Below are 22,119 nucleotides of genomic sequence, written 5' to 3' on the forward strand. Positions count from 1 at the left end.
GCCGTATGGTGGAGGAACCGACGCGGGGTGGAGCAGCTCGGTAGCTCGCTGGGCTCATAACCCAGAGGTCGCAGGTTCAAATCCTGTCCCCGCTACTGCTCTGAAGGGCCCAGATCTCCGATAGAGATCTGGGCCCTTCTGCTGTAGTGACGTGCTGGCGTGGAACCGCCTGGGGCCGTCGTGGTGGCGGCGACGCTCGCGATCGGCATGCTCTTCGCGGTGAGGCCGGCGCCCGCCAAGGCGGCGACGGTGGACAGCAATGCCTGGTCCCACTGCGGCCGACAAGAACGATCGAACAACAGCGCAATCGTCGTCGCCCCCAGAGCCTCGACAGCGGCTGGGCCAATTCGGGCGGTGAGGACGCCGCCTGGGGCGGCGGTATGAGCTACGCACTCGCATGCACCCGGGCGAACCCCTTCAGGGCTGTCGCGGTCATCTCCGGCGGCGAGATCAGCGGGTGCAGGGGCGGCACCCAGCCCATCGCCTCCTTCGGAATCCACGGCGTCAGCGGCTCCGTTCTCGCCATCGCGCAAGGACGGTCCCTGCGCGACAGGTCCGTCAGCAACAACGGCTGCACTCCCCAGAGCCCGCGCGAGCCCGCGCCGGGCAGCCGGACGCACATCACCACCACCTATTCGGGCCGCCGTGCCGGGTACCCGGTCCAATGGGCCGCGTTCGACGGAGGCCACTTGCCCGGTCCGGGCGACGGCTCCCCCAACGAGAGCGGTGTCCCTACCTGGACCAAGGGAGAGACCTGGAGGTTCTTCGCACAGTTCCAGTGACACGCCCGCACCATGGAGTGGAGCCAGGATCATCCTGGCTCCACTCCGTCGCCGTCCATCGACGGCAGCGCTTCCTGCAAGACACCTTCGACAGTGCGGTCGCGCGCATCACCTACGGCCGCCGACGGATTCCGCACGTCCGCACGCCATTTCGAGGACTACGCACCTGGCCACGGCAGGGCAGCGCCGCGCGCGGCCCTGGACTCCGATACCCCCAGAATCGACCTCACCGGGTACTGGGCGTTTCCGGTTCCCACCTGCCCTGCGCCCGGGTCTGGCTCAACGGCCACGAGCTGGGCGTCACCTACGGCAGCCGCCTGCCGACCGAGTTCGCTTCACCGACGGAGCCGGCAACGGACTGCGCGTCGCGGGCGAAGAACCGTTTCATTTCGTCGCGCGCCTCTGGGCCGACCAACAGCTCGACGCCGCACGGCACCGCAGCGATCTCATCCCGGCCCGCTGATCCACCTCCACACCGACCACGCCGTCCAGGGCCTCGGCACCGCCGCCGTGGGACCCGGTGTCCCGCCTCAGCAGCGGCTCGAACTCGGCCCGGAGTCCTTCGCGTTCACCCTGGCTCCGCTCCAGCAGGGCCGAGCCCACCGAGCAGCCCGCCGCACCAGAGTTCCAGGTGCGGCGGGCGGGCGAGTCGTGGTGATCGCTCAGGAACAGAGTGCACCGTTGAGCGTGTAGCGCGCCGGGATGGCGTTGGTACCCGAATACGTCGCCTGGAAGCCGAAGCCCACGCTGCCGCCGGGCTCCAGCGTGCCGTTCCACCCGGCGTCACGGGCGGTGACCGCGCTGCCCGACTGGCTCACCGTGGCGTTCCAGCCGTTGCTGATCCGCTGATCACCCGCGAAGCTCCAGCCGAGGGTCCAGCCGGAGATCGCCGAGGTTCCGGTGTTCCTCACGGTCACCGTCGCCGTGAAACCGTTGCCCCAGGCGTTGTCGATCCGGTACGCCACCGTGCAGGAGCCCGCCGACGCGTCGTCGTCCGCTTCCGTCGCCGTGAACGTCGCCGACTGCACGCCAGGACCACCGACCGTGAACGTCGCGCTGCCCGGCGACGCGTCGGCGTCCTGCGCGGCGAGGACCGAAACCTGCTGCGTCGTCGCCCAGTCGGCCGGGGTGAACACCAGGGTCGCGGCTGCCGACAGGTCCTCGTCGCCGGAGTTCCGGGCCACCGTCACCGTCACGTTCTGCGCGGGCGCGGCCGAGAGCCGCACGCCCACCGGCGCCGAGCCGCCCTCCGGGACCGTCACGGCCGCCGGTGCCACCCGGACCACCGGCGCCGCCGGGGCGCCGCGCCGCTCAGCCGCGAAGGCCGCCAGCCAGGCCAGCGAGGCGTTCCAGTTGATGGCCACCTCGTTGGTGGAGTACGAGCCGATGTCGTCCACGTAGCAGGCCGCCGGTGCGCAGCCCACGAGCTTCTCCTTGGCCACCGGGTCCTCCAGCCCGGCGTTCGGCCCGCCCGCGAAGGAACCGGCCGGCGGGTGCGGCAGTGAGGCGTCGTTCTGGTGCGCCCAGAACCGGTGGTGCTGGTTCTCGGAGTAGCGGTCGCCGTAGCCGGTGACGTAGGAGAGGTCGAGCGCGTTGCGGCCGAGCAGGTAGTCCAAGGACTCCAATGCCCCGGCCCGGTAGCGTTGTTCACCGGTGAGCTCGTACGCGACGGCCAGCACCATCGCGTTGTTGGTGACGGAGCTGTTGGAGCCCCACACGTACCCGGTGGCGGGGAGCGGCACCGCGTAGCCCTGTCCGGCCATGGTGGACAGGTGGCCGTCGGCGGCCGTGGTCAGCAGGCCGCGCAGCCTGGCCACGTCGTCGGCGGGCAGGGACACGCCGGGGACGGTGGCGAGGGTGATGCGGCCGAGCGTCGCGGTGCCGCCCCACCAGAACGCGTCGACGGGCTTGGTGTGGTGCGGGGAGGAGGTGACGGCGTCCCGGTACTGAGACTCGCCGGTGGTGGCCAGGAGTTCCGCCGCCGCCCAGTAGAACTCGTCGGAGAGGTCGGCGTCCTCGTACGCACCGCCGCCGGTATTGTCGCTCGCCTGGGCGAGCACGTTCGGGTTGGCCTTGGCGGCCGTCCAGGCGCGGCGGGCCGCGTCCAGGCAGCGCGCGGAGAACGCGGCGTCGTACGACGCGTACACCCGGGCACACTGCGCGGCCGAGGCCGCCAGGTTCAGCGTCGCGGCGGTCGACGGCTTGTGTAACTCACGCTGCTCGGAATCGAGTTCGGGCCGGGTCGGCAGGGCAGTCCACTTGGCGTCGTGCACCTTGTGGAAGGCCATCCCGGCCATCGGCTTCCCGGCCGGGACCTGCATCCGCAGCAGGAACTCCAGTTCCCAGCGAGCCTCGTCCAGCACGTCCGGCGTGCCGTTGCCACGCTCCGGCACCCGCAGCGTCGCATCGCCGAGGGCCGCGTCGCCGCCCGAACGACGGGCCCGCTCGAAGGAGTTGACCATCTCCCAGACGGAGATGCCGCCGTTGACCACGTACTTGCCCTGGTCGCCCGCGTCGTACCAGCCGCCGCGCACGTTCAGTTGGTAGTCGCACACCCCGGTCTGGCAGGGGACGCCGGTGTCACCCTTGTTCGGGGCGACGCCCAGGTGCCCGGCGGGGCGGGCGTAGGCGCTGCCGCCCGCCAGGGCGGCGTCGATCGCGATGCCGCTGCGCTGCTGGTAGAAGAACGACATGCTGTCGGCGCGCAGTCCGTCGTACAGCGACGCGGAGATGTCGAAGGGGTGGCTGGTCCGGCCGTCGACGACCAGGGTGAAGCCGGTGCCGGCGCCGGTGTACGCGCCGAATTCCACCAGGTGCGTGGACTGGCCGGACGCCTGGTCGGCCCCACGTACCGTGGTGGCGCCCGAGGCGGCCACCACGCCGGAGGCGTCGCGCAGTTGCCAGGCGAGCGGGGCGGTCGCGGAGCTGGCCACGGTGGCCCGCTTGGGGCCGTCGGGCAGGTAGCCGAGCTGGTTGACCCGGACGGGCGTGTCTGCAGCGGCGGCCACGGTGGCGGCAGCCGCGACCTGAACGGTCAGGGCGGTCGCGGACAGGCCGCCGACCGCCAGCGCGAAGCCGGCGAGCACGGCGGCCGCGCGACGTGGCACGCCGCGGGCGGAGGTGACAGGAGGCACGGTGAAGCCTTCCTCGGTGGATGAGGGGCAAAGTGGGAGCGCTCCCAATCAAGCCAGGCACCTGACGAACCCGTCAAGGCACCTGCATGAAGCGGTAGTTGACCGGCCCGCCTGGATATCGACGGACTGCCGGCTCCAGTCGTGCACCACATGGACGCGGCGTCCGCCCGGGACCCGGGACGGTACCGGTCGCCGCGGTGACGGACGCGGGCAGGTCGCGCCTGCCGCTGCGGGGCTTCGGCGCCGGTCAGTCGGCGCCGGCCGGACGCCCAGCTCCCGGGCAAGGTCGCGCCCCGCCACAGGGCCGATGCAGGTGATCCGGCCCGCCCCGCCGCGGCGGGTGACGAGGGCGGGCCAGCGGCCGGAGTGCAGGTGGTCACACTCGGCCGGCACCGCGGCATCGGCGACCATGAGGCCGTCCACCCAGCGGGTCGAGGTCACGCCCTGCGTGCGACAGTACTGCGCGGCGATCTGAGGCCCCTCCCCCACTGGCGCCGCAGGTCGCCGGCGGCCCGCCGCAGTTCGCCGCGTCGCGCGGCGGTGCGCGGCCTCAGACACCCGGGGAGTGAGGGGCGTTGCCGTAATAGGCGTCCGGTCCGTGCTTGCGGGTGAAGTGCCGCTCCAGCAGATGCCTCGGCGGTTCGGAGGTGTCTCCGAGGCGGGAGCCCAGCGCCAGCGTGTGCAGCGCCATCTCCGCCACGGCCTCGCAGACGATGGCGTTCTCCAGCGCAGCAGTCGCGGTGGCGCCCCAGGTGAAGGGGCCGTGCCGTGAGACGAGCGCTCCGGGAACCTCGTCGGCCCGACGGGGGTCGCCGTCGAGCCGGGCAACGATCACCTGGCCGGTGTTGTACTCGTAGTCCTGCGCGCACTGCTCGGCGGTGAGGTCCGCCGTCACGGGGACGGGCCCGTTGAAGGTATCGGCGTGTGTGGTGCCGAGCACGGGGATCGGGCGGCGCGCCTGGGCGAAGGCGACGGCGTGCGCCGAGTGCGTGTGGGTGACGCCGCCGATGGAGGGGAAGGCCCGGTAGAGGCACCGGTGGGTCTCGGTGTCGGTGGACGGCCTGAGGTGTCCACCGACGACCCGTCCGTCCTCCAGCGCCACCACCACCAGGCCCTCCTCGGTGAGGTCGGCGTAGGAGACCCCGGACGGCTTGATGACGAAGACGCCGGCGTCTCGATCCACGCCACTGACGTTTCCCCAGGTGAGGGTGGCCAGACCGGCTTCCGGGATGCGCAGGTTGGCCGCGAGGACCTCGCGACGGAGGTCCTTGAGAATGGTCTCGCTCACTACGCTCTCACCGTCTGTCTGACATGCGCGGCGGTTTCTCTGGACCGGCGTCCCACCGGCCCGGCAGTCGCGCATGAGCGGGCTGGACTGACCGGGGGCCGCACCAGGCATCGCGGCTGCGCCGTCGCAGCTCTCCCACTCACCCAGCTACCCCGACCGAATTGTTAACGCTAACAAGCGATAATCTCAAGAGTTTGCGAGAAAATTCCTGCCCGTACCATGCGACCAACGCTGCATAATGTGAACGCCAACATCGATACCTGATCGACAAACTCCCGGTCGGTCCGAGATGTGTGCGGGCGGTGGCTGATTCGGTACCTTGAGGGAAGGCCGCTCGATGAGGAAAGGAAGAGACTTGACCCAGCTCCCAGACGTCTCGCGAGCGCCCACCATGACGGACGTCGCACGTGTTGCCGGCGTGTCCCATCAGACCGTTTCGCGGGTGCTCAGCGACCACCCGAACGTCAGCGCCAAGACCCGGGCCGCCGTGACACAAGTCATCGAGCAGCTGGGGTACCGCCGCAACTCGGCGGCCCGGGCCCTGGCCACTCGCCGGACCCACACGCTGGGCGTCATCGCGGTGAACACCACTCTGCACGGTCCCGCCAGCACCGTGGCGGGAGTGCAGGAGGCGGCTCGGGACCGCGGCTATCTGACGTCTGCCGTCACGCTCCGGACGGCCACGCAGACGGCCCTCGCCGAAGCCATGCAGCACCTCGCCGGGTGGGGCGTGGAGGGGATCGTCGCCGTCACTCCCCAACGCGCCGCGGTGAGGGCCCTGGCGGCATTGGAAGCACCGTGCCCGGTGGTCACCGTGGAAGGCGGCCACAACCTAGACCTGCCGGGGGTGTCGCTGGACCAGAGCCTCGGCGCTCGCATGATCACGGAGCATCTTCTCGCCTCGGGCCACGCCACCGTGTGGCATGTCGCAGGCCCTCCCGACTGGCTCGAGAGCGAGGCCCGCACCCAGGGTTGGGAGGACGCGCTACGAGATGCCGGCGCCGAGGTGCCGCCCGTGCTGCGCGGCGACTGGAGTCCGCTGTCGGGATACCAGGCCGGCCAGCAGCTCGCGGGTCGGTTCCGGACGTCGCGAGGGCGGGGAACGGGCCTCACCGCGGTGTTCGTCGCGAACGACCAGATGGCCCTCGGTGTCCTACGGGCCTTGCGGGAGGCGGGCCTGCACACGCCGGAGGACGTGGCGGTCGCCGGCTTCGACGACATCCCCGAGGCCGAGTTCTTCCCGCCCCCGCTGACGACGATCCGTCAGGACTTCGCCTCGATCGGCCGCGACAGCATCGGGCTGCTCCTGGACCACATCGAAGGCCGGACCGACGAGTCGACGCACCTGGTGGTGGCGCCGGAGCTCATCGTGCGCGCCAGCACGGCCCGCAGGATCGCTCCCCCCGGCACATGACACCCACCCGCCCGGCCGTAGGCCCCTCCCACGCGGAGCCGGGCCCCGAGGGCACCTCGTACGGGGAAAGGCGCCGCGGGCACGGAACCCGCTGTCCGGTGCCGCAAGGGCACCGAACAGCGGCGATGGCCGGCGCCGCCCCCCTCAGGCGCTGACCGTGGTGAAACTGTGGATCGTGGTGGACCGGTACAGCTCGCCCGGGCGCAGGAGGACCGTCGGGTAGTCGGGGCGGTTCGGTGAGTCCGGGAAGTGCTGGGTTTCCAGCGCGACCCCCGCGTAGGCCTGGTAGGGCCTGCCTCCCTTGCCCGTGATGTCACCGGTCAGGCCTTGGGCGGTGTAGACCTGGATGCCCGGTTCCGTGGTCAGCACGTCCATGCGGCGGCCGGATGCGGGGGCGTACAACACGGCGGCCTTGCGAGGACGGGTTCGCGGGGCGCCGTCGAGGACCCAGTTGCGGTCGAAGCCGCCACCGGCGAGGGCCAGTTGCGTATCCGTATGGGTCAGCACGTCGGAGAGCCGCCGGCTCCGGCGCAGGTCGAACGGGGTGCCGCTGACCGAGCGGTGAGGGCCGTCGGGGATCAGCTGGGCGTCGACGGGGGTGTAGAGGGGGGCCTCGACCTGGAGATGGTGGGCCAGGACGTTGCCGCGCCCCTCTCCTTCGAGGTTCCAGTAGGCGTGGTTGGTCAGGTTGACGATCGTCGGCGCGTCGGCGACCGCCTGGTACGACAGGGTCAGGTTGTCATCCTGGTCCAGCGTGTAGGTGACGCGGACGTTGAGGGCGCCGGGGAACCCCTGGTCGCCGTCGGGGCTGTGCAAGAACAGACGGACACCGGTGCGGTGCGCGGAGTGGAAGGGTTCGCACCGCCACACGCGCTGGTCGAACCCGTCGGGACCGCCGTGCAGCGTGTGCCCGGTCTCCTGGGTGGCGATCCGGTGGGTGACGCCGTCGACGACGAGCCGGCCGCGCGCGATCCGGTTGGCGTAACGGCCCACCGTCGCGCCGAAGTAGCGTGCGGAGCCCTCGCAGGCGCCGGGGGCGCGGGCGGCGAGCACGACATCGGCGGTGTGGCCCCAGCGGTCCGGCAGGATCAGGGAATGGAGGCGGGCGCCGCGCGTGTGGACCTCCGCGCAGGCCCGGCCGGGGAAGCCGAACCGCCACCTCTCCCCAGGTCCGTCATCGTCCAGACGCAGGGGGCGGACCGTCCGCGGACAGGCGGCAGTCTGCCCGGGCTCGGCGGCCTGGTCGACAGATTCGTATGCGTGTTTCATGACGGTATTCCTGGAAGTCGGTCCACCGCAGGGCGCGCCGGGAAGCGAGCTGTGATCGCGGCGTGCGAACGCGGTGGCACGGGCTGATGGGCTGCGGTGCCGGAGTCAGTCGGCGGCGGGGCGACGGCCGCTCATCAGACGTTGCAGCACGATGAACACGAGCAGCAGTGCGCCGATGACGATCCGGGTCCACCAGGAGCTGAGCGTGCCCTGGAAGTTGACGACCGTCTGGATCATGCCGAGGACGAGCACGCCGACGGCGGTGCCCAGGACGAAGCCGGAACCGCCGGTCAGCAGCGTGCCGCCGATCACGGTGGCGGCGATCGCGTCGAGTTCCATGCCCATGGCATGGAGGGCGTAGCCGGAGAGCATGTAGAAGGTCAGCAGCAGACCGCCGAGTGCGGAGCACAGGCCGCTGACGGTGTATACGGCGATCTTGGTGGAGCCCGCCGGAAGACCCATCAGGCGTGCGGAGGACTCGTTGCCGCCCAGCGCGTACACGTTGCGGCCGAAGCGCGTGTGGTGTAGCACGACGAAGGCGATCACCAGCACGGCCAGGGCGATGACCACCGGGACCGAGACGAACAGGCCCCCCGGGCCGTACAGCCGGGTCTGCGCGATTCCTGCCGTGGTGGGGTCGCTGATCGTGATGGATTCGGTGCTGATCGTGTAGCAGAGCCCGCGGGCGAGGAACATGCCGGCCAGGGTGACGATGAACGGCTGGATCTCGAAGGTGTGGATGATCCAGCCCATGAGCGTCCCGCTCGCGGCGCCGACCAGCAGGACGAGGGGGATGACGGTGGCCAGGGACCAGCCGTGCGACTCGACCAGCCAGGCGGTGAGCACGGTCGACAGGGCCACCATGGAGCCGACGGACAGATCGATGCCGCCGGTGAGGATGACGAAGGTCGCTCCGACCGCGACGACCAGGAGGAATCCGTTGTCGATCAGCAGGTTCAGTACGACTTGCGCGGAGAGGAAGCCCTCGTAGCGCACCGATCCGACGCTGAACATGACGACCAGCAGGAGGGCCGTGACGATCAGTGGGATGCGGGTGCGGGTGCGCGGGGACACGGCCGCGAAGGGACGGGTGAGTTGCGCGGCGGCGCTCGCGATGCCGGTACTCATGCGCCTGCCTCCTGCTGCTGCGGGGCGGCGCCCGCCGTGGTGTGGGATCGGGGAGTGGTCGTCCTGCGGCGACGCAGGACCTTGGCCCGGAAGACCGGGGACTGCACGAGGCAGACGACGATGACGACGAAGGCCTTGAAGACGAGGCTGGTCTCGGGTGGGACACCGAGGGTGTAGACGGTGGTGGACAGGGTCTGGATGATCAGGGCTCCCAGGACGGTGCCGCCGACGGAGAAGCGTCCTCCGGTCAGGGCGGTGCCTCCGACGACGACCGCGAGGATCGCGTCGAGTTCGATCCACAGGCCGGCGTTGTTGCCGTCGGCGCTGGAGACGTTGGAGCTGATCATCAGCCCGGCGACGGCGGCGCACAACGCGCTGACGACGTAGACCAGGGCGAGCAGGCCGCCGGCCCGGATGCCGACCAGGCGGCTGGCCGCGGGGTTGCCGCCGACGGACTCGATCAGCATGCCGAGTGCGCTGCGACGGGTGACGAAGGCCGTGAGCGCGACGAGGCCGGCTGCCAGGAGGACGGCGAACGGGAAGGTCAGCCAGTAGCCGCCTCCGATCATCTTGTAGGGGGCGCTGGTCACCGTGATGATCTGGCCGTCGGTGATCAGCTGGGCGACACCGCGGCCCGCGACCATGAGCATCAGGGTGGCCACGATGGGCTGCACCCCGAGCCCGGACACCAGGAAGCCGTTGGCCAGGCCCAGCGCGAGGGCGACTCCGAGCGCGAGGGCGACGGCCGTGAGCATGGTGGCGACACTGCCGGGACGAGCGGCGGTGGAGATGTGCCCGCAGGCGAGGGCGCCGGCGATGGCGACGGTGGAACCCACCGAAAGGTCGATCCCGCGGGTGGCGATGACCAGCGTCATGCCGAGCGCCACCAGGATGAGGGGTGCACCGAACTGCAGGATGTCGATGAGACTGCCGTAGAGGTGGCCGTCTCGTACGCGGACGGAGAAGAAGTCGTGGTGGAACGCGAGGTTGCCGAGGAGCAGGGCGAGCAGGATGAGCGCGGGCCACAGCAGGCGGTGGCCGGCCGTCTCCCGACTCCGCCGGCCGCCTCGGACTTGGCGGGCTGGGTGGTCATGAGTCCGTTCCCGTGGCGATGGTCGTGAGGAGGCGTTCGGGCGTGACGGTGTCGTCGTTCGCGAGGGTGGCCACCATGCGGTGGTCGCGGAGCACGGCGATGCGGTGGCACAGGCGCAGGACCTCTTCGAGTTCCGCCGAGATGAACAGCACGGAGGTGCCTTCGCCCGCCAGGCGGGCCACGAGTTTCTGGATCTCCGCCTTGGCCCCGATGTCGACGCCCCGGGTGGGTTCGTCGAGGATCAGGAGCCGGGGGGCGGTCAGCAGCCAACGGGCGAGCAGGACCTTCTGCTGGTTGCCTCCGCTGAGGTGGCGTACCTGTGCTTCGGGGTCGGCGGGGCGGATGTCCAGGGCTTCGATCCAGTGCCGCGCCAGTTCGTCCTGCGTCGCACGGGCCAGCGGCCTGGTCCAGCCGCGGGCGGCCTGCAGGGCGAGGATGATGTTCTCGCGGACCGTGAGCTCGCCCACCAGCCCCTCGGACTTGCGGTTCTCGGAGCAGAAAGCGATGCCCCGGGCGATGGCGTGGCGGGGGGTGCGCAGGACCACCTTCTCGCCCTCGATGCTCACTTCCCCGGCGTCCGCGCCGTCCGCTCCGAACAGGAGGCGCGCCACCTCGGTGCGGCCCGACCCCAGGAGGCCCGCCAGTCCGATGACCTCGCCGGCGTGGATGTCGAGGTCGTACGGTTCGATCGAGCCCGTGCGGGTCAGCTGCCGTGCCCGGAGGAACGGCACGCCGGTCGCCCGTACGGCCGCTCCCTCGTGGGAACGGCCGGACAGCTGGTCGAGGGTCGCCAGTTCCCCTCCGATCATGCGCTGTACCAGTGTCACCGGCGTCAGTTCCCCGATGGGGTACTCGCCTTCCAGTTGGCCGTTGCGCAGGACGGTGACGCGGTCGCAGAGGTCGAATACCTGGTCGATGAAGTGCGTGACGAACAGGATGGCCACACCGCGGTCCCTCAGGCGGCGCACCAGTGTGAAGAGCTGGGCGACCTCCTCGCGGTCCAGGCTGGAGGTGGGTTCGTCCAGCACGAGCACCTTCGCCGAGACGTCCACCGCCCGGACGATGGCGACCAGTTGCTGTACCGCCAGGGAATGCGAATCGAGCAGACTGGTGACGTCCAGGTCGAGGTCCAGTTCCGTCAGCAGCTCGGCCGCCCGCTGCCGCATCGCGGACCAGTGGATGAGACCGAACCGGCGCGGTTCGCGCCCGATGAGGATGTTCTCGGCGACCGAGATGTTCGGGCAGAGGTTCACCTCCTGGTAGACGGTGCTGATTCCGGCCTGCTGCGCCTGGAGGGGGTCCGCGAACGCGTGGGGCCGGCCGTCGACCACGAGGGTGCCGCCGTCGGCGGGGTGGACGCCGGTGAGCACCTTGATCAAGGTGGACTTTCCGGCGCCGTTCTCGCCCATCAGGGCGTGCACCTCACCGGGGAAGAGCCGCAGGGCGACTCCGTCGAGGGCGAGCACGCCCGGGAACTGCTTGCGGATGCCCTGGGCTTCCAGGACGGGCCGCGGGCCGCCCGCGTCCGTGGGCCGCGGGGTGGTGGACGGGGATGCCATCCGCCCTCCTCTCATGGGTGGGGTGGTGGAGCGGGCTGCCGACGGTGGAGGAGGCACCGAGGCCGGGCCTCCTCTCGCACCGGAACCTGCTGTTTCAGTAGTTCCGGGACGGCAGCGCGGCCGCGGCCTTGTCCTGCGGGAAGACACCCTCCTGGGTCTCGATGCGAGGCGGCACGTCTTCTCCTGCCGCGACCTTCTTGGTCAGCTCCATCAGCTGGTCACCGAGCATCGGGTTGCACTCCACCACGACGTTGATCTTGCCCTCGGTCATCGCGACGAAGGCGTCCTTGATCCCGTCCACCGAGATCACCTTGATGTCCGTACCGGGCTTCTTGCCGGACTCCTCGATGGCCTGGATGGCGCCGAGGGCCATGTCGTCGTTGTGGGCGTAGAGGACGTCGATGTCCTTCTGGGACTTCAGGAACGCCTGCATGACCTCCTTGCCCTTGGCGCGGGTGAAGTCGCCCGTCTGCGAGGCGACGATCTTGAACTTGCCGTCGGCGCGGATGGCGTCGGCGAAGCCGGCCTTGCGGTCGTTGGCGGGTGCGGAGCCCGTGGTGCCCTGGAGCTCGACGATGTTGACCGGGCCCTGCTCGTTCGCATAAGCGGCGGTCAGCCACTCCCCCGCGGACTTGCCCTCCTTGACGAAGTCCGAGCCCAGGAAGGTCTTGTAGAGGGAGGTGTCCTTGGTGTCCACAGCGCGGTCGGTGAGGATGACCGGGATGCCCGCGTCCTTGGCCTCCTTCAGCACCGTGTCCCAACCGGACTCCACGACCGGCGAGAAGGCGATGACGTCGACCTTCTGCTGGATGAAGTTGCGGATCGCCTTGATCTGGTTCTCCTGCTTCTGCTGCGCGTCGGAGAACTTGAGGGTGATCCCGGCCTTCTTCGCCGCCTCCTGGACGGACTTGGTGTTGGCGATGCGCCAACCGCTCTCGGCGCCGACCTGGGCGAAGCCGAGCGTGATCGTCTTGCCGGATCCCGCCTTGGCTTCGGAGGGGGAGCTGGAGGCGGGGCTGCTGGTCGAGCAGGCGGTCGACGAGGAGGCGAGAAGGGCGGCAGTGAGGACGAGAACTGCTCTGCGAGCCATGTCGAGTGTCCTTTCAGGGGGTACGGGAAGAGGCGCCGCACGGCCGGGGCCGGGCTTTGCCCACCAGGAGCCCCAGGAGTGCCGCGCGGTGCACGACGGCCGGGGGTGGCCGCGTCCGGGTCGGCGGGAGAGGGACCCCCTTGAGAGGGGGCACCGTGGCATTGTGAGCGCTAACAAGCCAGGTTCTCAACCCCCTTGCGCACGTTACCTCCCCGTTACCACCTCGGGTGCAGCAACGAGGCGGACCCCCATCCGTTCACGAGGCCATCGGTCCCACCACCTGGATTGAAGGCTCAACCCGTGCCACATCGACGGCAGATCAATCCGGGCCGCCGTATACGGAGGCAACCGTGCCGATGGAGCTCACACGTGATCCACGCAGACCCCTTGCCCATCGACATTGTTAGCGCTCACAATGGCGGCATCGGACCACCCGGCCGACCGCCAGGATCGCGGGCGGCAACGCCTCCTGAGGGGCCTCCTGCCGGGCCGTCTGCCGGGCCTCCTGCCGCCTCACGGCTCCTTCGAAAGGCACTCTGTTGACCTCACCCCATCCCCTCGCGCCCACCCCGCATTCCGAGGAATCGGAGCAGTACACGGTCGGCGTCGACTTCGGCACGCTGTCGGGCCGCGCCGTGGTGGTGCGGGTTCGCGACGGTGAGGAGCTGGCCGCCGCGGTCCACGCCTACCGGCACGGAGTCATCGACCGGCACCTGCCGCACGGCGGTGCGCCACTGCCTCCGGACTGGGCCCTACAACACCCCCAGGACTGGCGGGACGTACTGCGTCACGCCGTCCCGCAGGCCGTGGCGGCGGCCGGGATCGATCCCGCCGCGGTGATCGGCATCGCCACCGACTTCACCGCCTGCACCGTCCTGCCCACGCTGGCCGACGGGACCCCCCTCGCCGAGACCGAGTTCGCCGGACGGCCGCACGCGTGGCCCAAGCTCTGGAAGCACCACGCCGCCCAATCGCATGCCGACCGCATCAACGAACTCGCCCACGCCCGCGGGGAGAAATGGATCGCCCGCTACGGCGGCCGGATCTCCGCCGAGTGGCAGTTCGCGAAGGCCCTCCAGGTCCTGGAGGAGGATCCGCTCGTCTACGAAACCTGCGCACGGTGGATCGAGGCCGCCGACTGGATCGTGTGGCAGCTCACCGGAACCGAGTCCCGCAACGCCTGCACGGCCGGCTACAAGGGCATCCACCAGGACGGCGCCTACCCGAGCGAGGAGTACCTGGCCGCGCTGAACCCCCGGTTCGCCGACTTCGCACGCACCCGCCTCGCATTCCCCCTCTCCGCGCTGGGCTCACGAGTGGGCTCGCTCAGTACCGAGGCGGCAGCGTGGACAGGGCTGCGGCCCGGCATCGCCGTGGCCGCGGGCAACGTCGACGCCCATGTCACCGCGGCGGCGGCCCAGGCCGTCGAGGACGGCCAGCTGCTCGCCATCATGGGGACCTCCACCTGCCACGTCGTGAACGCCCCCGTCCTCGCCGACGTCCCCGGCATCTGCGGTGTCGTGGCCGGTGGGATCGTCGAGGGCACCTACGGCTACGAGGCCGGCCAGAGCGCGGTCGGCGACGTCTTCGCCTGGGTACTGGACCAAGGCGTCCCGTCGGACTACCTCACCGAGGCCGCCGACCGCGGCGAGGACCTGCACACCCTGCTGACCCGGAAAGCCGCCGGCCAGCCGGTCGGCGGACACGGACTGGTCGCCCTCGACTGGCTGAACGGCAACCGTTCGGTCCTCGTCGACCACCACCTCTCCGGAGTCATCGTGGGCCTCACCCTCGCGACCCGTCCCGAGGACGTCTACCGCGCGCTGCTCGAAGCCACCGCGTTCGGCACCCGCGTCATCGTGGAGGCCCTGGAGGCGGGCGGCGTACCGGTGCACGAGTTCATCGTCGCCGGCGGACTGGCCAAGAACGAACTGCTGATGCAGATCTATTCCGACGTGCTGCGCCGCCCCGTCTCCCTGGCCGCGTCCGACCAGGGCCCCGCCCTCGGGTCGGCCATCCACGCCGCCGTAGCCGCCGGCGCGCACGCGGACGTACGCACGGCCACCGCCGCCATGGGCCGCCGTCTGCCCGCCGTCCACACGCCCGACCCCTCCCGGGCCGACGCCTACGACGTCCTCTTCGCCGAATACGAGCTCCTGCACGACCACTTCGGTACCGGTGGCCTGCTGCACCGCCTGAGGAAAATCCGCGACACGACCCACACCGGGGGCTGACCCCGCCCCGCTGTTCGTACCCCCTTCCCCACCCGCCCGCCGCCCTCACCACCGTTGCGGGACGTCACCTTCAGGAGTCCATGTGCCCAGCCGAACATCTCCCGCCCAGGAAATCTGGTTCCTCACGGGCAGCCAAGGCCTGTACGGGGAGGAGACCCTGAAGCAGGTCGCCGAACAGTCGCGGCAGATCGCCACCACCCTGGCCGACGTCCCCGGCATTCCCGCACGTGTCGTGTGGAAGCCGGTACTGACCGACGCCGATGCCATCCGCCGAGTGTGCCTCGACGCGAACGCCGAAGACCGGTGCATCGGGCTCATCGCCTGGATGCACACCTTCTCGCCGGCCAAGATGTGGATCGCCGGACTGGACGCGCTGCGCAAGCCGTTGCTGCATCTCCACACCCAGTCGAACGTGGCCCTGCCCTGGGACACCATCGACATGGACTTCATGAACCTCAACCAAGCCGCCCACGGGGACCGCGAGTTCGGCCACATCCAGGCCCGTCTCGGCGTCCCCCGCAAGACCGTCGCCGGCCACGTCACCGATCCGGTGACGACCGCACGCGTCGCGATCTGGGCACGGGCAGCCGCCGCGCGGTCCGAACTGGCCACCCTCAAGGTCGCCCGCTTCGGCGACAACATGCGCGACGTGGCCGTCACGGAGGGCGACAAGGTCGAGGCCCAGCTGCGCTTCGGCGTCTCCGTCAACACCTACGGCGTCAACGACCTGGTGGAGGTCGTCGACAGCACGGACGAGAGCGAGGCGGCTTCCCTCGTCGAGGAGTACGCGGACCTGTACCGCCTGGCGCCGCAACTGCGACCGGGCGGCGAACGGCACGACTCGCTGCGTTACGCGGCCCGCATCGAAGCCGGCCTGCGCACCTTCCTCGAAACGGGCGGCTTCGGGGCCTTCACCACCAACTTCGAGGACCTGGGCGGACTGCGCCAGCTGCCCGGCCTGGCGGTCCAGCGGCTCATGGCCCAGGGATACGGCTTCGGAGGAGAGGGCGACTGGAAGACCGCCACCCTGCTGCGCGCCCTCAAGGTGGCCGCCACCGGACTCCCGGGCGGCACCTCCTTCATGGAGGACTACACCTACGACATGACACCCGGCAACGAGCTCATCCTCGGCGCGCACATGCTGGAAGTCTGCCCCACCATCGCGACCGCCAGGCCCAGCTGTGAGATCCACCCCCTCGGCATCGGCGGGCGGGAGGACCCGGTGCGCCTGGTGTTCGACGCGGCCCCCGGCCCGGCCGTGGTGGTAGGGCTCGCCGACCTCGGCGACCGCTTCCGCCTGATCGCCAATGACATCGACCTGGTGGTACCCCCTCACCCGCTGCCCGCCCTGCCCGTCGCCCGCGCTGTCTGGCGGCCCAGCCCCGACCTGCGGACCTCCACCGAATCCTGGCTGACGGCCGGAGGACCGCACCACACCGTCCTCAGCACCGCCCTCACCTCCGACCACCTCGACGACCTGGCGGAGATGCTCCGCATGGAACTCGCGCTCATCGACAAAACCACCACCCCGAAGCAGTTCCGGCGCGATCTCCGCTGGAACCAGGCGTACCACCGGCTGGCACTGGGACTGTGAACCGCTCGAAACCCGGCGCGTCCCTCCGTCACGGACATCGACGCGGTCCGGGCTTCCGGGAGACCGTATGACGGGTGGACGCGTAGAGGCCGGGCAGGCCCTGACGGCCTGCCCGGCCTCGTCGTACGCGGAGCTGTCTCCGGGCGGGGCGCTCTGTTATTCGAGCAGCTCCGCGTACGAGCCCATGGCCAGGGCGATGTCCGCCTGGGCCCAGAACCGGTGGTAGGTGAAGACGGGCGCGGCGCCGCCGGCGAGGTAGGCCTCGATCTTTGGCCAGGCCGGGTCGTTCTTGTAGAAGGTGCGGATCGAGGCGAAGGTGGACGAGGAGTTCACCGTGTCGCCGTTGGGCATCTTGCCGGTCCACGTACTGGGGACGTACACCGGGTCGTTGAAGCGCTTGTAGTCGGTCCGGGTCTCCTGGACGGAGAGGCCCAGCGGGTCCTGGTGGTGGGCCCACATGCCGTCGAGCAGTCCCTTGGCGACCCGCTTGGCCTCGGTGTTCCCGGACTTCGCGGCGTAGTAGGTCAGGGTCTTGGCGTAGGCGGCGGCCACGCCCACGTCGTCGGTGTAGTCGGCGACGGTGACGTGCAGGCCCGCGTTGGCGCCGGGCGCCGACGCGTTCCAGGTGTCGGGGGCGCCGGACCACTTGAGGGTGGAGGGGATCCGGTAGGTGCCGTCGGGGTTGATCGTGGTCTTCGACAGGGCCCAGCCGACCCACTTGTCGAGCACGGTCTTGGCCGCCGCGTCGCCCGTCTGCTCGTAGAGCTCGGCGACCCGCTCCATGGACCAGGCCTGGAAGCCGAACCACTGGTTGGACGGCGGGTCCTGGTAGACGGGCTTCTCGTCGTAGAAGAGGCCGTGGAAGGTGGGGGTCCCGGCCGGGGGCTGGGCGTAGCGCCCCTGCCAGCTGTTGGTGGCGCCGCCCGCGATGGCGCCTTCGTCGGACTGGAGCCAGCGGTAGAACTCCAGTTGCCGGTCGAGGCTGGTCGCCCAGTCCGTGGCGCCGGTCGTCGACTTGGGCTTCAGCGGGGCGTACTCGCTGAGTGCGTAGGCGGCGAGGGGGTTCTGGTAGCCGCTGTGCGCGTGGCTGGAGCCGATCCGCCAGGACCAGCCGGCCGAGGTGTCGGTGGCGCCGCCCCAGGCGTAATACCAGGACATCAGGTAGTGCGCGCTGTCCTTGCCGGTGCCGGCGGGGCAGACGGTCGGGCCGATGCAGTTGCCGGTCTTCTTAAAGTACTTGTCGAACATGGAGTACCGCAGGTAGTCGCCCATTTTGGCCGCCTTGGAGACGGTCGTGGTGACCTGGTTTCCCCTGCCCTGTTCCTTCGCCCAGACGTCGGCCCAGTAGGCGGCCTGGATGGCACGCGCGTCGGCGTCCGGGGCATCGGTGAACTTCCACTGCTTGGCGTAGGAGGAGTCCCCGGTGAAGAGGTCGAGGTAGCCGTTCTTGCCGCCGTACGCGAACGTGTCACAGGTGGGGTGCGGCACGGTCTCCCAGACCGATTCCTCGGGCCCGCGCTGGAAGGTGTTGATGTACGAGGGTCCGGTCGCGGTCGGTCCGGCGGAGCACTTTCCGGGCTCGTTGCCGTAGCCGTAGACGTTGTCGACGTCCTGGAGCCAGTGCATGCCGTAGATGTCGTCCGTGCCGTACGCGCTCTTCAGCTCGCCGGCGATCGGGTCCGCGCCGGCGGCGACTCCTCCGTCGAGCTTGGCCGGGTACTGCGAGGGGAGGTCGTGCTCGGGTGCGTAGGTGGCGGGCTTGGAGGCGTTGTAGGAGCCGGTCGTCGGCTGGTCGGCATGGGTGGGGATCATGAACTTCTCCATGGTCTCCCACGCACCGTTGAACTTGGTCCAGTCCCCGGTGATCTTCCCGTACATCGCCTGCAGCCAGATCAGATAGCTGTAGGCCTCCGAGGTCGTCTCGTGCCCCTGGTCCGGGGCCTCCACGATGAGCGTCTCGACGGAGTGGTACGGGATGCCCTCGGGCGAGAAGTAGCCGTTGGCCGGGTTGGTGATCTTCCCGTGGAGGTCGAGGAAGCGGGCGTCGTACGTGGAGTCGGCGGCCAGCTGGGCGACGGTGACCTCGGCCTTGGCGTGGCCGGGGGCGGTCGCGGTGAAGACGGCGGAGCCGCTGCCAGTGGTCCCGGCGGTGACCGTCACCTTCTGGGCGGTGTTCCAGTTCGCCGGGGTGAAGGTGAGCTCGGGAGGCGTCGCGGCGAGGTCGGTGTTGCCCGAGGTGCGGGCGACGCTCACCGTGACGTTCGCGGTCGGCTGGGCCGAGAGCTTCAGGCCGAAGGTGCCCGTCTCCCCGCGGCGTACGGAGAGTTGCGCGGGGGTGGCGACGAGCGCGGGGCCGGCGGCGACGGTGATGCCGACGGGGGCCGACTCGGCGGAGGCCCCGAGGGTGTCGTAGGCCTTGGCGTAGAGGGAGTGGGAACCGGCTGCGAGGCCGGTGGCATCGAGGGTGAAGGGCGCAGTGGTGTCCGTGCCCAGGAGCGTGGTGTCGCTGTAGAACTCGACCTTGCCCACGGTGGCGCCGTCGGCCGCGGCGGCGGTCGCGGCGAGCGGGACGGGGGCGCCCGCCGTGTAGACGGCGCCCGCGGTGGGGCTGGTCAGGACGGCGACCGGGGGCTGGTGTGCTCCGGTGCACGGGGTGCCGTTGACGGCGAAGGAGGTGGGGGCGGCGTTGGTCCCGCTGTAGCTGAACTGGGCGCCGGCGGTGACGGCCGCGCCGGCAGCGACGGTCTTGTTCCAGTCCGGGGGCGCGACGCGGACGCTCTTGCCGGACTGGGTCCAGACGCCGTTCCAGCCGTTGGTCAGCTGCTGGTTGCCGGAGTAGTCGTAGGTGAGGTTCCAGCCGTCGAGTGCGGTCGCGGACCGGTTGGTGAGGGTGAGCTCGGCGGTGAAGCCCGAACCCCAGTCGTTGGTCTTGTAGTCGACGCTGCACTGCACCGCTGCGGCCGCGGCCGTGGTGGCGCCGACGGCCGTGAGGCCCAGGGGGAGGGAGAGGGACAGGGCCGTGGCGGACGCGGTCAGCAGTTTGCGCCGTCCGTGGAATCTGCGTGGGGGGTGTGCCGACATGCGGATGGTTCTCCTCGCGGCTCGGGGAGACGGGATGGGAGAAGCGGCTGCGCACAAGTTCTCAACAGTGGGAGCGCTCCCACTGTGCAGACGCGTCGCGACGGCGTCAAGACGCGTGAAGAGTCGAAAGCAATCTGCAAGAAATTTACTCAACTCCCCTTTTGTATGACGACAGTTGGCGCTACGGTCTGGCCCCAACCAGTGGGAGCGGTTCCATCAGCAGGCGCGCCGCCGGGGCGCACCTCGCTGCACGGACTCGCTCATCGACGCCCCGCGCCTGCCGGCGCTGCTCCGCGGAGCAGCGCCGACCTTGCGCGACGGCGGTACCTGCCGGCATCGGCCACGAGGTCGCCGGCACGCAGGACCTGGTGGAGGCCGTGCATACGACCGGGGCCCGCAGTTTCCTGCCGGTCCCCGGGATCGCCTACGACGACCCGAGCCAGCCGCTCACCCCTTCCCCATCCTCGCCTCGGCCGCCGGCCGGGTCCCCCGGTCGCGGGCGAGAGCGGCGAGCACACCTGCGGACAGGCGTTCGTCGACCGCGCCACGGCCCGGTTCCGACGCCCGCATCCGCTCCGTACAACGGAACCCCTGCTCACAACGGCACTCCCCGCATTCGGCACCGGGTGCGCGACCGCCTGCGCACCCTGAACTGAAAGGCACCCCACGAAATGAGCCGCACCATCCCCCGCACCGCCTTACTGGCGGCCCTCAGTCTCGTCACGGCCGCCGGCGCCACCGCCACGGCGTTCGGTACCAGCGCCGGCGCCGCCACCGCCGGCTGCAAGGTCGAGTACCAGATCTCGAACCAGTGGAACACCGGCTTCGGTGCCAACGTGATCGTCACCAACACCGGTGACCCGGTCGCCTCCTGGACCCTGGAGTGGTCCTACGCGAACGGCCAGGAGGTCACCCAGGGCTGGAACGCCACCATCACCCAGTCCGGGGCCGCGGTGACCGCGAAGAGCATGTCCTACAACGGGTCGCTGGCCACGGGCGGTTCGACGTCCTTCGGGTTCAACGGTTCACACACCGGCACGAACGCCGTCCCCGCGACCTTCAAGCTCAACGGCGTCACCTGCAACGGCGCCACCGACCCGACCCAGCCCCCCACCACACCGCCCACCACACCGCCGACCACGCCTCCGCCCACCGGCGGCAAGGTCGACAACCCCTACGCCGGCGCCAAGATGTACGTAAACCCCGAGTGGTCCGCCCATGCCGCCGCCGAACCGGGCGGCAGCAGGGTGTCCAACCAGCCCACCGCCGTCTGGCTTGACCGCATCGCCCTCGTCACGGGCACGAGCGGCACGATGGGTCTGCGCGACCACCTCGACGCGGCCCTGACACAGAAGGGCAGCGGCGAACTCGTCGTCCAGCTGGTGATCTACAACCTGCCCGGACGGGACTGCTCCGCGCTCGCCTCCAACGGCGAACTGGGCCCCACCGAGATCGACAAGTACAAGACGCAGTACATCGACCCGATCGCCGCGATCCTCGCCGAACCCAAGTACGCAGGGCTGCGGATCGTCACCACCGTCGAGATCGACTCACTGCCGAACCTGGTCACCAACGTCTCCGGCCGTCCCACCGCCACCGCCAACTGCGACGTGATGAAGACCAACGGCAACTACGTCAAGGGCGTCGGCTACGCCCTGAACAAGCTCGGCTCGATCGCCAACGTCTACAACTACGTCGACGCCGGCCACCACGGCTGGCTCGGCTGGGACGACAACCTCGGCGCCTCCGCCGAGATGTTCAAGCAGGCCGCGACCGCCGAGGGCTCCACGCTCTCCAACGTGCACGGCTTCATCGTCAACACCGCCAACTACAGCGCCCTGAAGGAGGACAACTTCAAGATCGACGACTCCGTCAACGGCACCTCCGTGCGCCAGTCGAAGTGGGTCGACTGGAACCGCTACACCGACGAACTGTCCTACGCCCAAGGCATGCGGACCAAGCTGGTCTCCCTGGGCTTCGACGCCCACATCGGCATGCTCATCGACACCTCCCGCAACGGCTGGGGCGGCACCGCACGCCCGACCGGACCCGGCGCGCTGACGAGCGTGGACACCTACGTCAACGGCGGCCGCTACGACCAGCGCATCCACCTCGGCAACTGGTGCAACCAGTCCGGCGCCGGACTCGGCGAACGACCGCAAGCGGCCCCGGCCGCCGGCATCGACGCCTACGTGTGGATCAAGCCCCCGGGCGAGTCCGACGGGGCGAGCAAGGAGATCCCGAACAACGAGGGCAAGGGATTCGACCGGATGTGCGACCCCACTTACACGGGCAACGTACGCAACGGCAACAGCATGTCGGGAGCCCTCCCGAACGCACCGCTCGCCGGCCAGTGGTTCTCCGCCCAGTTCCAGGAGCTCATGAAGAACGCCTACCCGGCACTGTGACGCAGGTCGGGTGACGAGCCCGGAGCCCTTGCGGAAGCGTTCCCT

Annotated in this window: 12 protein-coding genes, 1 tRNA gene and 1 pseudogene; 6 read left to right on the forward strand and 8 right to left on the reverse strand. The window is 70.1% G+C overall.

Annotated features, from left to right (window positions below; translation table 11 throughout):
- The first annotated feature begins 21 nt into the window (after nucleotides 1-21).
- Together ACFY1T_RS17810 and ACFY1T_RS17815 are read left to right on the forward strand one after the other, a co-directional pair.
- Nucleotides 22-95: transfer RNA gene (locus ACFY1T_RS17810), tRNA-Met, on the forward strand.
- Nucleotides 96-258: 163 nt separating this feature from the next.
- Nucleotides 259-782, forward strand: a pseudogene (locus tag ACFY1T_RS17815) (glycosyl hydrolase); the annotation flags it as partial.
- Between the two features lie 662 nt (nucleotides 783-1,444).
- Here ACFY1T_RS17815 and ACFY1T_RS17820 read toward each other — a convergent pair.
- Nucleotides 1,445-3,916: a glycoside hydrolase family 9 protein gene (locus tag ACFY1T_RS17820; RefSeq protein WP_390788975.1), complete on the reverse strand. Its 2,472-nt coding sequence runs from the start codon at nucleotides 3,914-3,916 to the stop codon at nucleotides 1,445-1,447.
- Nucleotides 3,917-4,466: 550 nt separating this feature from the next.
- Nucleotides 4,467-5,204 carry an L-ribulose-5-phosphate 4-epimerase AraD gene (gene araD / locus ACFY1T_RS17825; protein ID WP_390788976.1) on the reverse strand — a complete coding sequence of 246 codons (738 nt, stop codon included), beginning with the start codon at nucleotides 5,202-5,204 and terminating at the stop codon, nucleotides 4,467-4,469.
- Between the two features lie 391 nt (nucleotides 5,205-5,595).
- On the opposite strand from araD, the gene ACFY1T_RS17830 reads away from it, so the two are divergent.
- Nucleotides 5,596-6,618: a LacI family DNA-binding transcriptional regulator gene (locus tag ACFY1T_RS17830; RefSeq protein ID WP_390788977.1), complete on the forward strand. Its 1,023-nt coding sequence runs from the start codon at nucleotides 5,596-5,598 to the stop codon at nucleotides 6,616-6,618.
- A 144-nt stretch (nucleotides 6,619-6,762) separates the two neighbouring features.
- Here ACFY1T_RS17830 and ACFY1T_RS17835 read toward each other — a convergent pair whose 3' ends face one another.
- The 5 genes from ACFY1T_RS17835 to ACFY1T_RS17855 form a co-directional block, all read right to left on the reverse strand.
- Nucleotides 6,763-7,887 carry an aldose epimerase family protein gene (locus ACFY1T_RS17835; protein WP_390788978.1) on the reverse strand — a complete coding sequence of 375 codons (1,125 nt, stop codon included), beginning with the start codon at nucleotides 7,885-7,887 and terminating at the stop codon, nucleotides 6,763-6,765.
- A 105-nt stretch (nucleotides 7,888-7,992) separates the two neighbouring features.
- Nucleotides 7,993-9,015: a galactofuranose ABC transporter, permease protein YjfF gene (gene yjfF, locus ACFY1T_RS17840; RefSeq protein ID WP_390788979.1), complete on the reverse strand. Its 1,023-nt coding sequence runs from the start codon at nucleotides 9,013-9,015 to the stop codon at nucleotides 7,993-7,995.
- A complete protein-coding gene (locus tag ACFY1T_RS17845) occupies nucleotides 9,012-10,046 on the reverse strand; it encodes an ABC transporter permease (protein ID WP_390789134.1) in 1,035 nt (344 codons plus the stop codon). Before ACFY1T_RS17845 ends, yjfF begins: the two co-directional genes overlap by 4 nt.
- A gap of 58 nt (nucleotides 10,047-10,104) precedes the next feature.
- Nucleotides 10,105-11,667: a sugar ABC transporter ATP-binding protein gene (locus ACFY1T_RS17850; protein ID WP_390788980.1), complete on the reverse strand. Its 1,563-nt coding sequence runs from the start codon at nucleotides 11,665-11,667 to the stop codon at nucleotides 10,105-10,107.
- A 94-nt stretch (nucleotides 11,668-11,761) separates the two neighbouring features.
- Nucleotides 11,762-12,757 carry an ABC transporter substrate-binding protein gene (locus tag ACFY1T_RS17855; RefSeq protein ID WP_390788981.1) on the reverse strand — a complete coding sequence of 332 codons (996 nt, stop codon included), beginning with the start codon at nucleotides 12,755-12,757 and terminating at the stop codon, nucleotides 11,762-11,764.
- 539 nt (nucleotides 12,758-13,296) lie between these two features.
- Here ACFY1T_RS17855 and araB point away from each other — a divergent pair.
- Both araB and araA read left to right on the forward strand, forming a co-directional pair.
- Nucleotides 13,297-14,991: a ribulokinase gene (araB, locus tag ACFY1T_RS17860; protein WP_390788982.1), complete on the forward strand. Its 1,695-nt coding sequence runs from the start codon at nucleotides 13,297-13,299 to the stop codon at nucleotides 14,989-14,991.
- Between the two features lie 82 nt (nucleotides 14,992-15,073).
- The gene (araA, locus tag ACFY1T_RS17865; protein ID WP_390788983.1) at nucleotides 15,074-16,585 is read left to right on the forward strand and encodes an L-arabinose isomerase; all 1,512 of its coding nucleotides are present in this window, start codon (nucleotides 15,074-15,076) and stop codon (nucleotides 16,583-16,585) included.
- A gap of 156 nt (nucleotides 16,586-16,741) precedes the next feature.
- Here araA and ACFY1T_RS17870 read toward each other — a convergent pair whose 3' ends face one another.
- Nucleotides 16,742-19,666 carry a glycoside hydrolase family 48 protein gene (locus ACFY1T_RS17870; protein WP_390788984.1) on the reverse strand — a complete coding sequence of 975 codons (2,925 nt, stop codon included), beginning with the start codon at nucleotides 19,664-19,666 and terminating at the stop codon, nucleotides 16,742-16,744.
- Between the two features lie 671 nt (nucleotides 19,667-20,337).
- Between ACFY1T_RS17870 and ACFY1T_RS17875 the strand changes: the two genes are divergently transcribed.
- Nucleotides 20,338-22,074 (forward strand): glycoside hydrolase family 6 protein, encoded by a 1,737-nt coding sequence (locus ACFY1T_RS17875; RefSeq protein ID WP_390788985.1) that lies wholly within the window; start codon nucleotides 20,338-20,340, stop codon nucleotides 22,072-22,074.
- Nucleotides 22,075-22,119 lie beyond the last annotated feature (45 nt).

Origin of the sequence: Streptomyces sp. NPDC001194 (assembly GCF_042896985.1) — a bacterium.
In the GTDB taxonomy this organism is placed as follows: domain Bacteria; phylum Actinomycetota; class Actinomycetes; order Streptomycetales; family Streptomycetaceae; genus Streptomyces.

Coding starts and splice junctions, on each gene's coding strand:
- ACFY1T_RS17830 (WP_390788977.1), top strand. CDS start 5,596: ATGACGGACGTCGCACGTGTTGCCGGCGTGTCCCATCAGACCGTTTCG.
- ACFY1T_RS17835 (WP_390788978.1), bottom strand. CDS start 7,887: ATGAAACACGCATACGAATCTGTCGACCAGGCCGCCGAGCCCGGGCAG.
- yjfF (WP_390788979.1), bottom strand. CDS start 9,015: ATGAGTACCGGCATCGCGAGCGCCGCCGCGCAACTCACCCGTCCCTTC.
- ACFY1T_RS17850 (WP_390788980.1), bottom strand. CDS start 11,667: ATGGCATCCCCGTCCACCACCCCGCGGCCCACGGACGCGGGCGGCCCG.
- ACFY1T_RS17855 (WP_390788981.1), bottom strand. CDS start 12,757: ATGGCTCGCAGAGCAGTTCTCGTCCTCACTGCCGCCCTTCTCGCCTCC.
- ACFY1T_RS17870 (WP_390788984.1), bottom strand. CDS start 19,666: ATGTCGGCACACCCCCCACGCAGATTCCACGGACGGCGCAAACTGCTG.
- ACFY1T_RS17875 (WP_390788985.1), top strand. CDS start 20,338: ATGAGCCGCACCATCCCCCGCACCGCCTTACTGGCGGCCCTCAGTCTC.